The organism is Pseudomonas sp. Leaf59, assembly GCF_920984685.1.
GTDB lineage: Bacteria > Pseudomonadota > Gammaproteobacteria > Pseudomonadales > Pseudomonadaceae > Aquipseudomonas.
Genome location: NZ_CAKLBR010000014.1, coordinates 94,242 through 108,006, shown reverse-complemented (window position 1 = coordinate 108,006; position 13,765 = coordinate 94,242). Strand labels below are relative to the sequence as shown.

At 60.6% G+C, this 13,765-nt stretch carries 14 protein-coding genes; 6 read left to right on the top strand and 8 right to left on the bottom strand.

Features of this window, described 5'->3' with window-relative positions; translation table 11 throughout:
• The first annotated feature begins 94 nt into the window (after positions 1-94).
• Positions 95-1,111, top strand: coding sequence for a 23S rRNA (adenine(1618)-N(6))-methyltransferase RlmF (gene rlmF, locus LUB09_RS16065; RefSeq protein WP_209989037.1), 1,017 nt, complete (start codon positions 95-97; stop codon positions 1,109-1,111).
• 67 nt (positions 1,112-1,178) lie between these two features.
• Here rlmF and LUB09_RS16060 read toward each other — a convergent pair whose 3' ends face one another.
• Entirely contained in the window at positions 1,179-1,460 is a 282-nt protein-coding gene (locus tag LUB09_RS16060) for an HU family DNA-binding protein (RefSeq protein ID WP_003188840.1), read from the bottom strand.
• A 397-nt stretch (positions 1,461-1,857) separates the two neighbouring features.
• Between LUB09_RS16060 and yejK the strand changes: the two genes are divergently transcribed.
• On the top strand, positions 1,858-2,862 hold the full coding sequence (gene yejK, locus LUB09_RS16055; protein WP_231423034.1) for a nucleoid-associated protein YejK: 1,005 nt from the start codon (positions 1,858-1,860) through the stop codon (positions 2,860-2,862).
• On the top strand, positions 2,862-3,212 hold the full coding sequence (locus LUB09_RS16050) for a glutaredoxin family protein (RefSeq protein ID WP_209989034.1): 351 nt from the start codon (positions 2,862-2,864) through the stop codon (positions 3,210-3,212). Before yejK ends, LUB09_RS16050 begins: the two co-directional genes overlap by 1 nt.
• Before the next feature lie 38 nt (positions 3,213-3,250).
• Here LUB09_RS16050 and LUB09_RS16045 read toward each other — a convergent pair whose 3' ends face one another.
• From LUB09_RS16045 to LUB09_RS16015, 7 genes are all read right to left on the bottom strand, one after another.
• The gene (locus tag LUB09_RS16045) at positions 3,251-4,453 is read right to left on the bottom strand and encodes a DUF2599 domain-containing protein (protein WP_231423033.1); all 1,203 of its coding nucleotides are present in this window, start codon (positions 4,451-4,453) and stop codon (positions 3,251-3,253) included.
• Positions 4,454-4,513: 60 nt separating this feature from the next.
• On the bottom strand, positions 4,514-5,758 hold the full coding sequence (locus tag LUB09_RS16040) for a DUF2599 domain-containing protein (protein WP_209989029.1): 1,245 nt from the start codon (positions 5,756-5,758) through the stop codon (positions 4,514-4,516).
• Between the two features lie 188 nt (positions 5,759-5,946).
• Positions 5,947-6,924: a FecR family protein gene (locus LUB09_RS16035; protein WP_231423032.1), complete on the bottom strand. Its 978-nt coding sequence runs from the start codon at positions 6,922-6,924 to the stop codon at positions 5,947-5,949.
• Positions 6,921-7,499, bottom strand: a complete 579-nt coding sequence (locus LUB09_RS16030) for an RNA polymerase sigma factor (RefSeq protein WP_231423031.1) — start codon at positions 7,497-7,499, stop codon at positions 6,921-6,923. The genes LUB09_RS16035 and LUB09_RS16030 overlap by 4 nt, the downstream gene beginning before the upstream one ends.
• A 9-nt stretch (positions 7,500-7,508) precedes the next feature.
• Complete coding sequence (locus LUB09_RS16025; protein ID WP_231423030.1) at positions 7,509-7,835, bottom strand: DUF3325 domain-containing protein; 327 nt, start codon at positions 7,833-7,835, stop codon at positions 7,509-7,511.
• 1 nt (position 7,836) lies between these two features.
• A complete protein-coding gene (locus LUB09_RS16020) occupies positions 7,837-9,411 on the bottom strand; it encodes a PepSY-associated TM helix domain-containing protein (RefSeq protein ID WP_231423029.1) in 1,575 nt (524 codons plus the stop codon).
• On the bottom strand, positions 9,408-9,710 hold the full coding sequence (locus LUB09_RS16015; protein WP_209989015.1) for a DUF3649 domain-containing protein: 303 nt from the start codon (positions 9,708-9,710) through the stop codon (positions 9,408-9,410). Before LUB09_RS16015 ends, LUB09_RS16020 begins: the two co-directional genes overlap by 4 nt.
• 170 nt (positions 9,711-9,880) lie before the next feature.
• On the opposite strand from LUB09_RS16015, the gene LUB09_RS16010 reads away from it, so the two are divergent.
• From LUB09_RS16010 to fecA, 3 genes are all read left to right on the top strand, one after another.
• Positions 9,881-10,369: a sigma-70 family RNA polymerase sigma factor gene (locus tag LUB09_RS16010; protein WP_209989011.1), complete on the top strand. Its 489-nt coding sequence runs from the start codon at positions 9,881-9,883 to the stop codon at positions 10,367-10,369.
• Complete coding sequence (locus tag LUB09_RS16005; RefSeq protein ID WP_231423028.1) at positions 10,366-11,307, top strand: FecR domain-containing protein; 942 nt, start codon at positions 10,366-10,368, stop codon at positions 11,305-11,307. The genes LUB09_RS16010 and LUB09_RS16005 overlap by 4 nt, the downstream gene beginning before the upstream one ends.
• Before the next feature lie 90 nt (positions 11,308-11,397).
• A complete protein-coding gene (gene fecA, locus LUB09_RS16000; protein ID WP_209989005.1) occupies positions 11,398-13,737 on the top strand; it encodes a TonB-dependent Fe(3+) dicitrate receptor FecA in 2,340 nt (779 codons plus the stop codon).
• The last annotated feature ends 28 nt before the right edge of the window (positions 13,738-13,765 follow it).

The window sequence follows — 13,765 nt, the reverse complement described above, 5'->3', positions numbered from 1 at the left end:
TTTTTTTATGTGGCAAACCCTCCCACATTTAACCCAGGTAGACAGGGGGAATGTGTGACAATGCCCACCACTTTGAGCCAACACCAGAATCAACATGACCGCCCCCACTACGCCCAAACCTCCGCGCAAGAAGCCCAAAACCGCCGCCACGGCCAAGCCCGTCGCACCGCGCAAAGAGGCTACCCTGCACCCGCGCAACCGCCACACGGGCCGTTACGACTTCCCGGCGTTGATCAAGACCACGCCGGAACTGGCGCAATTCGTGATCATCAACCCGTATGGCAAGGAAAGCATCGACTTCGCCAGCCCCGACGCGGTGCGCGTTTTCAATCGGGCGTTGCTCAAGTCGTTCTATGGCATCCAGCATTGGGATATACCGGCCGACTACCTGTGCCCGCCGGTGCCGGGGCGCGCCGACTACGTGCACTTCCTCGCCGACCTGCTGGCCAGCGGCAATGAAGGCAAGATCCCGCGTGGTTCAATCGTCAAGGTGCTGGATATCGGCATGGGCGCCAACTGCGTCTACCCGCTGATTGGCTATATGGAATACCGCTGGAACTTCCTTGGCTCCGAGGTGGACCCTACCGCCGTCGCAGCGGCCAAGGCCATCGTGCAGTCCAACGACCTGAGCAAGGTTATCCAGTTGCGCCTGCAACCCAACCCGAAGCAGATCCTGCTGGGCCTGCTGGAGCCGGGCGAGCGTTTTGACCTGACCATGTGCAACCCGCCGTTCCACGCGTCCATGGATGAAGCCACCAAGGGCAGTGAACGCAAATGGCGTGCCCTGGGCAGGGCCGATCCGAAGCGCAAGCTGCCGGTGCTGAACTTCGGTGGTCAGTCGGCCGAGCTGTGGTGTGAAGGCGGCGAAGCGCGCTTCGTGACGCAGTTGATCGCCGAGAGCGCGCATTTTGCGCACAAGGTGCTGTGGTTCAGCACCCTGGTGTCAAAAGCCTCCAACCTGCCGGCCATCGAAACCGCCCTGAAAAAAGCCGGCGTGCTGGAGAGCCAGGTGGTGGAAATGTCACAGGGGCAAAAGCAGAGCCGGTTCGTGGCCTGGACTTTCCAGACCAAAAACGAACAGCAGCTGTGGCGCCAGCGCTGGGTGCGCTAGGACTGAATCGCAGCCAACAAAAAACCGTGCCCGGATCGCTCCGGAGCACGGTTTTTTTTGCTGCGTCTTACTTGTTAACAGCGTCGGTCAGGCCTTTGGCCACAACCAGCTTGATAACTTTTTTGGCAGCGATTTCGATGGCAGCGCCAGTCGAAGGGTTACGGCCAGTACGGGCAGGACGCTCGGTCACTTTCAGTTTGCCAACGCCTGGCAGAGTGATTTCGCCGCCGTTTTCCAGCTGATCGGCAACAACCTGGCTCAGTTGGTCCAGCAGAGCGCGCACGGTGGTTTTCGGTGCGTCTACTGCTTCAGCCAGGTCAGCGATCAGTTGGTCTTTAGTAATAGCCATTGTGGTGTTCCTTCCCTATCAAATTCATATGGATTGCAGAGTGCAGTGTCAGCCATCGAGCCCTGCCATCTAGGCCTGGCACCCCTGGCTTATAACCGTCGGAGATCGGGGTTATAGATGCTCTAAACAGGGATTGGTTCGACCTGACAGATGCTGAATGCACGCTTAACGCCGAGACTTGGCGCAAGACCGGGCAAAACTAGCACAGAGACGGGGAAATATCCGCCTCTACCTACCCATTTGGTCAGCTTTATCGCTCTAAACCGTGAAAAAAAGGCATATGGCCCGTAAGCGAGCGCGCAAAACACCTTCCAGGCGCCCCCCGACCAATGGGTGCGGTACACTGGACGACTTTTTGGGGAGGCCCACCGCTCCCCCTCAACCAGCCGAGAAGCCTATGCCGATCCGTCATTGCATCGTCCACCTGATCGACAAAAAACCCGACGGCACACCTGCAGTTCTTCACGCGCGCGACTCGGAGCTGTCCGAATCGGCCGCCATCGAGAACATGCTGGCCGACCTCAACGAGAGCTACAACGCCAAGCAGGGCAAGGCCTGGGGGTTTTTCCATGCCGAGTCCGGCGCGCATCCGTTCAGCGGCTGGTTGAAAGAGTATTTCGACGGCGGCCAGGATTTCACCACCTTCAGCCGCACAGCGGTCGAGCATCTGCAAAAGCTGATGGAAGAGTCCAACCTCTCCACCGGCGGCCATGTGCTGTTTGCCCACTACCAACAGGGCATGACCGACTACCTGGCGATCGCCCTGCTCCACCACAGCGAAGGCGTGGCGGTGACCGACGAGCTGGACGTAACCCCGTCGCGCCATCTGGACCTTGGCCAGTTGCACCTGGCGGCGCGCATCAACGTGTCCGAGTGGCAGAACAACAAACAGTCCAGGCAGTACATCTCGTTCATCAAGGGCAAGAACGGCAAGAAGGTCTCGGAATACTTCCGCGACTTCATTGGCTGCCAGGAAGGCGTCGACGGCCCCGGCGAAACCCGCACCCTGCTCAAGGCGTTCAGCGACTTCGTTGAGAGCGAAGACCTGCCGGACGAGTCCGCCCGCGAAAAGACCAAGACCCTGGTGGACTACGCCAGCAGCCAGGCCAAGCTTGGCGAGCCCATGGGCCTGGAAGAACTGTCGGGCCTGATCGACGAGGATAGGCCCAAGGCGTTCTACGACCACATCCGCAACAAGGATTACGGCCTGTCGCCGGAGATTCCGGCCGATAAGCGCACCCTTAACCAGTTCCGCCGCTTCACCGGCCGCGCCGAAGGCCTCTCGATCAGCTTTGAAGCGCACCTGCTGGGCGACAAGATCGAGTACGACGAAGCCGCAGGCACGCTGATCATCAAGGGCTTGCCGACCCAACTGACCGACCAGCTCAAGCGCCGCAACTGATGCTCGGCGGGGTCTTTAAAAAAGTCCTGCTGGTGTTGCTGGTCGTGGTGGTGATCCAGAACTGGGGCAAGATCGAGCGGCTGTTCAACCCGTCGCAGGTGGTGTCGGAGCAGGTACGCACGTCGGCGCGCGTGGTGCTTTATTCCACGCAATGGTGTGGCTACTGCAAGCAGATCCGCCGCTTCCTGGACAAGAAAGGCATTGCGTACCAGGCCTTCGATATAGAGAAGGACGCCCAGGCCCGCACGGCGTACGAAGCGCTGGGCGGCGGCGGCATTCCGTTTGTGGATGTGAACGGGACGTTGATTCGGGATTACAACCCGGACGCGATAATGGCGGCGTTGGAGTGAAAGCCTTGGGCATCTGTGAGATGCCCAAGGCCTGCATCTTAAGGATTGCAGCCTGCCGCCTCCGCTGCGGCCTCTGACGTATCTTTTCGGTAAGGCTCGAGATTCCACGGCGATTTATCGCGGGCGATCACGTAATGACAGACCAACTGCCGGCGCATCCCGCCACCGTCGTTATTTTTCCACTGCGGGTCATTGCCGAATTTTCTCTGCAGTTCCGCCAATACGGCGTCGGTTCTGTCTGCCCTGGCGTCCTTGCCTAATTGCGTTGGCGTGATTGACAGACTCCACTCATCCTTGCCGGTGCCTGGGTCGTGCCTTTTGACCCATTCGGCCGACTGAATGTACTCGGCAGCAGGTGTGGAAGAGCACTTCTGATCACCCGGCAGATAGTCGAATGTGGCGTCCTGGGATAAAGACTGTGGCAACGTCATCTTGATGATCGGCAGACAGGTTCCGGTAGCGCCCCTGTAATCATTTTGATCAAACTGCGCATCGGCCAGGCCATCCTTCAGGTAAAACAATGCCTGGATAGGCAGGGTCTCGGGCTTGGTCGAATCCCAGGTGGCGAGGCGGAATTCATTCTGCTGATCGAAGGTATCCGAATCCTTGCCGGTCGCCTCAATAAAAGCTTCGAAGGACTGGGTGCCTTTTTCATTTGCGTCATCACGCACGTTAAAGGCGCACTGGTTCACATTACTGAGACGGTCTTTCTTGTGTTTGGCGAGCCACTGGTTCGCGTTCACGATACCTTGCTCGTGACAAATCCGGCTGTCGGAAGTTGCGCTGGTACTGACGCCACAACCTTGCCTGTCGCGTGTGTCAGTACCGCCATCCTCGGGAAATGCACAGAGTACGTGTACCGGCGTTTTATCCGGCGGCGTCAACAATGGAGGAAAAATAATATTGCCATTATTCTCGTCGCGCACCAGCCGTTTAAACTTGGCATCCCGCCGAAGATAGGAATATGACCACCCTCCACTGGCCTTGGCTTTTGGACTGGGATCCCAAAACTTATAATCAGGAGAAGGTATGGTAGCTCTAAAAATAACACCATTGCAGGTGAATCCAGGTGCGGAATATCGAGCACAAGACATTCGGGTGTCATGATAGCGAGTCCGCAAATCAGCCGCGACTTTTTGCCCTATCGCATCACCGGCGGCATCCGCCATTATAAGTCCGGACCACGCAACCGTTACAACAGCGCTCGAAAAAATAGCAACACTTATCCGTTTGGTTTTCATAATAACCTCTTGCAGCTCGATTAATAAAACACATACAGCAAGGGTAAAAATTATTGAGTCCTATACAGGATTACATTGGGCAGCCACCGCAGCCTCATGCGACACATTGGGTCTGAACGGTTCAAGATTATAAGTAGTGTTATTTCGATAAGTTGTCAGCAAGCACGCCAGTTGACGCCGAACGCCGCCTTTATTCTCGGCAAGCCACTGATTATCACGTCCGTACTTGGCCACTACTTCGGCGTAGAACTTGTCCAGCTGATTGGCTTGACTCAGCCTGCCGCAATCCGTTGGCGTTAGTTGCAATGTCCAGCGATCAGCCTTCGCACCGGGGTCATATCGGTTTACCCATTGAGCCTTGTCTATAAATCGACGGCACAGCACGGTGTCCAATCGAGCCTGGTCTGCCGGGTTATAGGAGAAGGTCGCCTCCTGAGCCGGGGTCATCGGAAGCGTCATTCGGATAATGGGCAGGAAATGCCCGGAGTCTTCGTAGAGAGCGATCTGGTCTCTCTGCGCATCAACCTTGCCTGCGTCGGAGGCGGCGCCGGTCACCGTATTATTACTGATCCAGAAAAGTGCCCAGATGGGTAGACGACTCCCATCGCTTTGCGGCCAGGAGGCGATCCGCACCTCATTGTTACTGAAAAGAATCGCAGCGAAATGCTCACTTAATACTTCTTCAAACGCATGGGCTTTTACAAACTGCATGAACGCATTGGCGCCAGCAGGCTCGGTGGCCGGCCTGAGATCAAAACCACATTGGCGATGCTTTGATCGTTTATTCAACATGTAGTCGTCACGCCACGCCGCAGCCGTTGTAATACCCAACTCCTGACAACTACGTTCTATTTCTGCCGTTTTGATAAAGTCTCCACAACCCGCCTGCGCCCGCATGTGCGTGCCCGCATCCATGGGAAATGCGCAAAGCACCTGAAGCTGAATATAATCATCGGGAGCCGTGACGATCGGCCGCATCAAGTAGCCATGACGATGGTCCGAGGCCAATTGGCGAAACTTTGCATCTTTGCGCAGCCAGGAAAAAGACGTTGCTTCTTTAGAGGCCGGCCCAGGATTCCAGAATCTGAACGCCGACGAATAAATGGTGCCGCGAATGGTGACGCCGGAACACAGGATGGACGGGCGCTTCTCTGATCCACAATCGACAGCGGTATTATTATAAGCCGCGACAATCTCCGATGCGGTCGCTGCGCCGGTTTCGTCATGCGTCAAATATTTCGCATGCGCGGAGCTGCCAAAACACAACACACAAACAATAACAGGCAAGTTCAACAAGTGCTTCATGACGTGCACCTTCAATAGGGGCTGAAGAAACCTTCAGCCCATGAAAACGCACAAACAAAAAGCCTTCTACTGTCATAATTAACAGGCGACGATATTGATTGGTAATAAATACCATAACGAAAATATCATTTAATCGTTGCGAACTGGAGAGGTTGACAGTGTCATTGAGTGTGTTTTTGTTGTAGCACTCAACGCACGATAATCACTTTTCCCAGGAGATTGTGCTGTTCAAACCCCAGCACAGTTTGCAGCGCATTCAACACAGCCTGCGGGTCCTTGCTTGGGAAGCTGCCACTCACTCGCCGGGCACCCATCGCGTCATCCAGCAACAGGATGCGTCCAGGGTAATAACGGCCCAGGTCCTTGATGACATCGGCCAGCGGCGTCTTGTAGTAATTGAGCCAACCATCGCGCCAGGCCAGGCGCGCTTCGCTGTCGACCGTCAGCAGGGGCTGGGCGATACCATCGGCGTAGGCCATTTGCTGGCCTGCGGTGAGAATTTGCTGTGAGCCGAGCTGTGATGCGGCAACACCCACCCGGCCTGACAACACTGTCACCTCGGCACCGGTCGGTTGCAGGCGCACTGCGAACTGCGTGCCCAGCACCCGCGCTTCACCACTGCCTGCCTCCACCACGAAGGGTTCGCCGGTGTGGGTCACGCTGAAAAACCCGGCACCGCGACGCAGCTGGATGAGCCGTTCGCCGTGGTTGAAATCGACGGCAATCGCGCTGTCGGCATCCAGCGTGACCCTCGAGTGGTCGGCCAGCGTGAAGGTCTTTACCTCTCCCGGCGCGGTCACGTAATCAGCGCCGATGTCGTCGATCCAATGCGACGGCTGCCAGCCGACGCCCAGCGACACCATCATCCACAAACAGGCGGCCACGGCCAGCGCACCGAACCGGCGCACCCGCCGCGAGCGCTTCGAAGTATTCATCGCGTTCAGGTAGCCCTGTAACACCAACGCTTCTTCGCTGGCCAATGTTCGCGCCGGCGCTTCGCTCAGTTCCCACAGCACCTGGGCCTGGGAATAGGCCTGGACATGGGCAGGGTCAGCACGCAGCCAGCGGGTGAAAAGAGCCTGATCGCCACTGCCGGGCTGGTCATGCAACCGGCCAAGCCATTCGAGTGCAGCCCTTTCCTGGGCGGGCGTCGGGGTGACGTTCACGGTGCTTTCCCTGGCGTGCGTGGAGGCGGTGGCTCGCGAAGACTGGCCTTGCAGGCTTCGAGGGCGCGCATCATATGTTTTTCCACGGCACTTTGGGACAGCCCCATGGCCTTGGCGATCTGCGCGTATTTGCGCCCGTGGATGCGATTGAGCAGGAAAATCTGCCGGGTGCGCTCCGGCAGGCTGCGCAGGGCGGCTTCGACGTGGCGCAGGTCGTTGCCCGCCTCCAGCGCGGCCTGGGGTTCGGCGCCGTGATTGTCCTGTTGCTCCGGCAGCCAGCCTTCACGGCTGCGCACACGGGCGCCTTCGCTGCGCAGGTGGTCAATGGCGATATTGCCGGCGCAGCGCAGCAGGTAGGTGCTGAGTTCTTCGACCTGCACCAGCGGCCGGCGCCAGAAGCGCAGGAATAAATCCTGCACCAGGTCGGCCGCTGTCGCGCGGCAACCGACGCGCCGGCTCACCAGGGCTTCCATCTGCGAACGCTGGGACAAAAACACCTGCAGAAAATACGCACGGCCGCACATCGCATCAACGGGCGGGCTGTCTTCGGAATCCGGTGGCGTGCTGATGATCATGGCGTGGGCTCAGAGGGTCACAAACGCCGCAACGGGGCTGGCCAACAACCCGGCACCCGCCAGGCTCAAGGCCAGCCTTGGCCAGTACGGCAACAGCAGCACCAGCAGCAGTGCGCTGAGCATCAGCACCGCGCACCACTCCACCAGGCCCTGGCTCCAGCCGGCAGCGGCGACGGCCGGCCAGATCGAGCCGGGCAACAGCAGCCAGCCGCTCACGCGCAAACCGACACGGCGCCGTGGCGTTGGCTTGCTGTGCAGCAGCTCGCCGTGGTGCCGGTCGGTGGACAGGCACAGCGCAGTGAATCCGGCGTAGCACAACAGCAACGCGAGCAGCATGTCAGTGAGCCTCCTGCTTGAGGTTAAGCCGATGGGCGCGTTCGGCCTTGGGCCGAGGCGCCGTGCGGTGCCGCATCTTCCACGCAGCCCAGGCCAGGAAGGCTCCGCTGCCCAGGCATGTCAGGTCGAAGCCGGCCATGGCCCAGTCGCCCCTGGCCAGTGACACACCCAAGTGCTGATCGGTGGTGAAGGCGTTCAACAGCGGCACGGCCGCAAACAACAGCGCAGCGCAGCTCAGTTGCTCGACCCAGCCCTGGCGCCCGCGGCGCAGCGCGGCATGCAACAGACTGAGGCCCCAGGCAATAAAGAACGCCTGCACCTCCCGGTCGGAACGCTCGGCAAAGCTCGCCGGCAACAGGCGGTTGGCCCAGAAGAATGCGCCGATGGCGATCAACAGCCCGGACATGCTGGCGATGTTCAGCATCTCCACCAGTCGCAATTCAAACGGCATGACGCCGGTCCTGGCGTGCTTGAGCTGGCGCTTGCCCAGCCACATCACCAGCCCGGTGCCGATCATCGCCGTGCCGGCCAGGCCACAGATGAAGTACAGCCAGCGCAGCATCGGGCCAGCGAAATGGCCGATGTGCAGGCCATAGAACGTGCCGCTGACCAGCGTCGGCAACGACTGCCCGCCGCCCACCCGCAGCAACTCACCCGTGGCGCCGTTAAACGACACCACGCTGCCAAAATCCTGCGCCACACGGTCGGAGCCTGAGCGGAATATGTTCACCGACGCGTTCACATCGCCCGGGTTGTTCACCGCCAGCCGGCCGACCTGCCCGCCCGCCCATTGCGCGCGAGCCTGCGTGTACATCGGCACCAGCGACTGCAACGGCGCCGGCTGCCCGAGGGCCGGCGCGTTGTCGGTGGCGGGGAACAGCTCGCTGAAGAACGCGCGGCTGTCGTCGCCGTAGGACGCCATGATGGGCGCCGGCATGACCATGCTCATGAAGATCACCAGGCTGCTGTAGGTGATCATCAAGTGGAATGGCAGCACCAGCACTCCCACCGCGTTATGCCCGTCAAGCCACGAACGCTGGCCCTTGCGCGGGCGGAAGGTGAAGAAGTCCTTAAAGATTTTCTTGTGGGTGATGATGCCGGTGATCAGCGCCACGAACATCACCATGGCCGCGAGGGTCGACAGCCAGCGGCCCCATGGATAAGGCATTTGCAGCTGGAAATGGAAACGGTAGAAGAACTCGCCGCCTTTGCTGTCGCGGGCTTGAACGGCCTGGCCGCTGACCGGGTCAACGACCTTCTGGACGAAATTGCCGCGCTTGCCGGGGTCGAGCTTGTCTTGCCACATCACCGACAGGCCGGGATCGCGGCTGTTGGGCAAGGTGATGAACCAGCGTGCGGCGTCGGGCGCCTGCTGCTGCAGGTAGGCCTGGGCGACGGTGAGGCTGCGCGCATCATCCAGCGGATGCGCCTGCACCTCGGGCTGCATCCAGTGGGTAATCTCGTCCTTGAAATAGGCCAGGGTGCCTGTCAGAAAAATCGCAAACAACAGCCAGCCAAAGATCAGTCCGGCCCAGGTGTGCAACCATGCCATGGCCTGACGAAAGCCCTCTTTCATGTGCGCACCATCCACAAACCCACGCCCGCCAGGGTGGCAAACGCCGCCGTCGGCAGCATCACGCCAAACCAGGCCCGCCAGGCGCTGCGGCAGGCAAAGCACCAGAGCACCGCGAGCAGGTAGAACACGAATGAGCTCATCATGCCGGTCACCACCGCATCGGCACGTGACGTCGGCAGCCACAGCGCCAGGCAAACAGCGGCCAGAGACGCCATCAGGTAGCCGCCGACCACGGCCGCCAGCACGCGTGAGGTGACGGCGAGGCGGTAGGAGACGGGCAGTGTGGTTTTGCTTTTCATTGCGGCGGCGCCAGATTATTCAGCTGGCGATATTAATGATAAATATTCTCATAAGCAAAACCGAACGGATGAATCACCTGCTCTGGCGCATTGCCGAACCCACTCGCGCGCCCTACAATGCGAACAATTCTTGTTCTCTAAAGCTTGCTCATGCTTGCGGAGTGTTTGCGTTGAGCCCGTCCACCACCGTCGAAGTCTTGTATCAGGACCATCACCATTGGCTCAACGGCTGGTTGCGACGCAAGCTCGGCTGCCCGGAAAGTGCTGCAGACCTGGCGCAGGACACCTTCATGCGCGTGCTCACCGCGCCGCCAACACCCACACTGATCGAGCCCCGCGCGTTCCTCACCACCGTCGCCAAGCGGGTGTTGTTCAACTTCTACCGCCGCCAGGACCTGGAGCGCGCCTATCTTGACGCCCTCGCGCAGATGCCGGAACAGGTCGCGCCGTCGGAAGAAGAACGCGCGATCATCCTGCAAACCCTGCTGGAACTTGACCAGTTGCTGGACGGCCTGCCAACGCCCGTCAAACGTGCATTCCTGCTGGCCCAGCTCGATGGCCTGACCTACGCGCAGATCGGCGCCGAACTGGGTATCTCCCTCGCCACCGTCAAACGCCACCTGAACAAAGCGGCCATGCGCTGCTACTTTGCCCTATGAATTTCTCGACCCAGGTGGCCGAACAAGCCGTGCACTGGCTGATGGAAATGCAGCAAGGCGCGCTCAACCCGCGCCAGCAGGCAGCCTGGCAACAGTGGCTGAATGCCCACAACGAACACCAGCGCGCCTGGGACCACATCCAGCGTGTCAACCAGCGTCTGCGCGGCATGCCTTCGCCTCTGGCACACGCGGCGTTGAACGCGCCCACATCCAGCAGCCGGCGTCAGGCGCTTAAATTGCTGTTGATCCTCGGCGCCGGCTCGGCGGCGGCCTGGGGCCTGCGCCAGCAACATATGCTGCCGCCGCTGAGCGCCGATTACCGCAGCCCGGTGGGTCAGCGCCGCACGGTGCAACTGGCGGACGGCAGTCAGCTCAAACTCAACACCGGCAGTGCAGTGGACGTGCACTTCGATGGTCAACAGCGGCTGATCCGCCTACTCGAGGGGGAAATCCTGCTGACCGTCCGCGCCGACGACACACCGCTGCGCGTACTGACCGGCCAGGGCCTGCTCAGCAGCCCGGCAGCGCGGTTGAACGTGCGTCAGTTCAATGACCATACGCAACTGGCGGTCTTCGACGGCCATGTCGAGGTGATGCCCAACCGCTACAGCGGCCTGCCGTTGACAGTGGACGCCGCGCGGCAGGTCAATTTCACCCGCAAGGGTTGGGACACGCCACGGCCCACCGACGCCAACAGCGGCGCCTGGGCCGACGGCATGCTGATGGCCGCGCACATGCGCCTGGAGGATTTCCTCGCCGAGCTGGGCCGCTACCGGCGCGGCCAGCTCCATTGCGACCCGCAGGTGGCCAACTTGCTGATCTCCGGTAGTTACCCGCTGGACGACAGCGAGCGCATTCTCGACCTGCTGGAAGTCAGCCTGCCGGTAAAAGTGCGGCGGTTTACCCGCTATTGGGTCACCGTGCAGGCGCGCGCCTGAAAATACTTTTCTACCGAGTGAGCCGTTTTCCATACCTCGCGTGACAGAGAAGGAAAGCCCCCTTGATCCGTCTTCTCAGGACCGCGTCCCATGCCCCAGCAACCCTCCCTGCTCGCCCGCACCCTGCGCCACTTGTTACTGGGCGCCAGCCTCAGTTTCACCCTGCTGCCGCCCGTCATGGCGGCCGATGCCAAGCCTTATCACATCGCCCCCAGCTCGCTGGAAACAGCCCTGAACCAGTTTGGCCGCGAAGCCGGCGTGCTGCTTTCCTTCGGTTCCCAAGTGACGGCCGGCATGCAGAGCCGTGGATTGTCGGGCAATTACAGCGCCGCCGAAGGCCTGCAGAAACTGCTGGAAGGCACCGGCCTGCAAGCCCGCGCTGAGGGCAACAACGCCTTCAGCCTGCAACCGGCAGACGCCCCGGCCACGCTGGAGCTGGCCACCTCCAGCGTGGTCGGCGACTGGCTCGGCGATGCTGCGCAGACCAACGTCTTCGAACACCCCGGCGCCCGCGATGTGATCCGCCGCGAGGAATTCGAACGCCAGGGCGCCACTCAGGCCAAGGACGTGCTCAACCGCATCCCCGGCGTCAACGCCCCGGACAACAACGGCACCGGCAGTCATGACATGGCGCTGAACTTCGGCATTCGCGGCCTCAACCCACGCCTGGCATCGCGCTCCACCGTGCTGATGGACGGTATTCCGGTGCCGTTCGCGCCCTATGGCCAGCCGCAGCTGTCGTTCGCGCCGATCAGCATGGGCAACATGGACGCCGTCGACGTGGTGCGCGGCGGTGGTGCAGTGCGTTACGGCCCGCAGAACGTGGGCGGCGTGGTCAACTTCGTGACCCGCGCGATCCCGGATGCGCCCACCGTCAAGGGCGGCCTGCAGACCGAAACCAGCCCGTCCTCCAGCCACGACGGCTTCAAGACCACCGGCAACCTGCTTGCTGGCGGCACCGCCGACAACGGCCTGGGTGGCGCCCTGTTGTATTCGGGCACCCGCGGCGGCGACTGGCGCGAAAACAGCGACACGCGTATCGACGACCTGATCCTCAAGGGTAAATACCAACTGGACGATGCCAACAGCTTCAACGCCATGGCGCAGTACTACGAAGGCCAGGCCGACATGCCCGGCGGTCTGAACGTGGCCGACTACAAGGCCGATCCGTACCAGTCCACCCGCGCCTACGACAAATTCTGGGGTCGCCGCACGATGTTCAACGTCGGCTACCGCTACGAGCAGGACCGCCGCGAATTCACCATCAACAGCTTCTTCACCAAGACCCTGCGCAGCGGTTACCTGGACCAGGGCAGCTTCCTTTCCCTGTCGCCGCGCGAATACTGGGTACGCGGTATCGAGACCCGCTTCGCCCAGGGCTTCGACCTCGGCCCCACCAGCCATGAAGTGGGTGTGGGCTACCGCTACATCAACGAAGCCGGTCATGAGCTGCGCTACCGCACGCCGATCTCGGCCAACAACCAGCAGATGCCCACCACCAACAGTCGCAACGACCGCGATACCCGTGGCGGCACCGAAGCCAATGCGTTCTTTATCGATGACCGGATCGATATCGGCAAATGGACCATCACCCCGGGCATTCGCTACGAGATGATCGAGTCGCAGCAGACCAACAACCTCAGCAACGTCAAGTACAAGGGCGACTACAACACCGCGCTGCCGGCGCTGAACGTGCTCTATCACCTTACCGACGAGTGGAACCTCTACGCCAACACCGAAGGTTCGTTCGGCAGCGTGCAATACAGCCAGATGCCCAACCGCGTGAGCAGCGGCGAAGTGAAACCGGAGAAGGCCCGCACCTGGGAACTGGGTACGCGCTATGACAACGGCAACCTGCGCGCGGAAATCGGCGCGTTCCTGATCAACTTCGACAACCAGTACGAAAGCAACCAGACCAACGATTCGGTGATCGCTCGCGGCGAGACGCGTCATCAGGGCGTCGAGTCGAGCATCAACTACGCCCTCGACGGCTTGAGCCCGGCGCTGGCCGGCTTTGATGTGTACGCCAGCTACGCCTACGTCGACGCCACCATCCGCGAAGACGGTCCGAACAAGGGCAACCGCGTGCCCTTCTCGTCCAAACACAAAGGCACCCTGGGCGTGGGCTACACCGAAGGCCACTGGAAGCTCAACCTGGACAGCAGCTATCAGAGCAGCCAGTTCGCCGACAACGCCAACACCCGCGCCGAAAGCGCCGACGGTGCCAACGGGCGCATCCCCGGCTACATGCTGTTCAGCAGCCGCGCGGCCTACGATTTCGGCCCGCAACTGTCGGATTTGAATGTGGCGGTGGGCGTCAAGAACATCTTCAACAAGCAGTACTACACACGCTCGTTTGACGATAACAACAAGGGCAAATACGTCGGCGAGCCGCGCACGGTGTACGTGCAAACCTCCATCGCGTTCTGATCGACGCTTGAACGAAAACGGGCCTGCA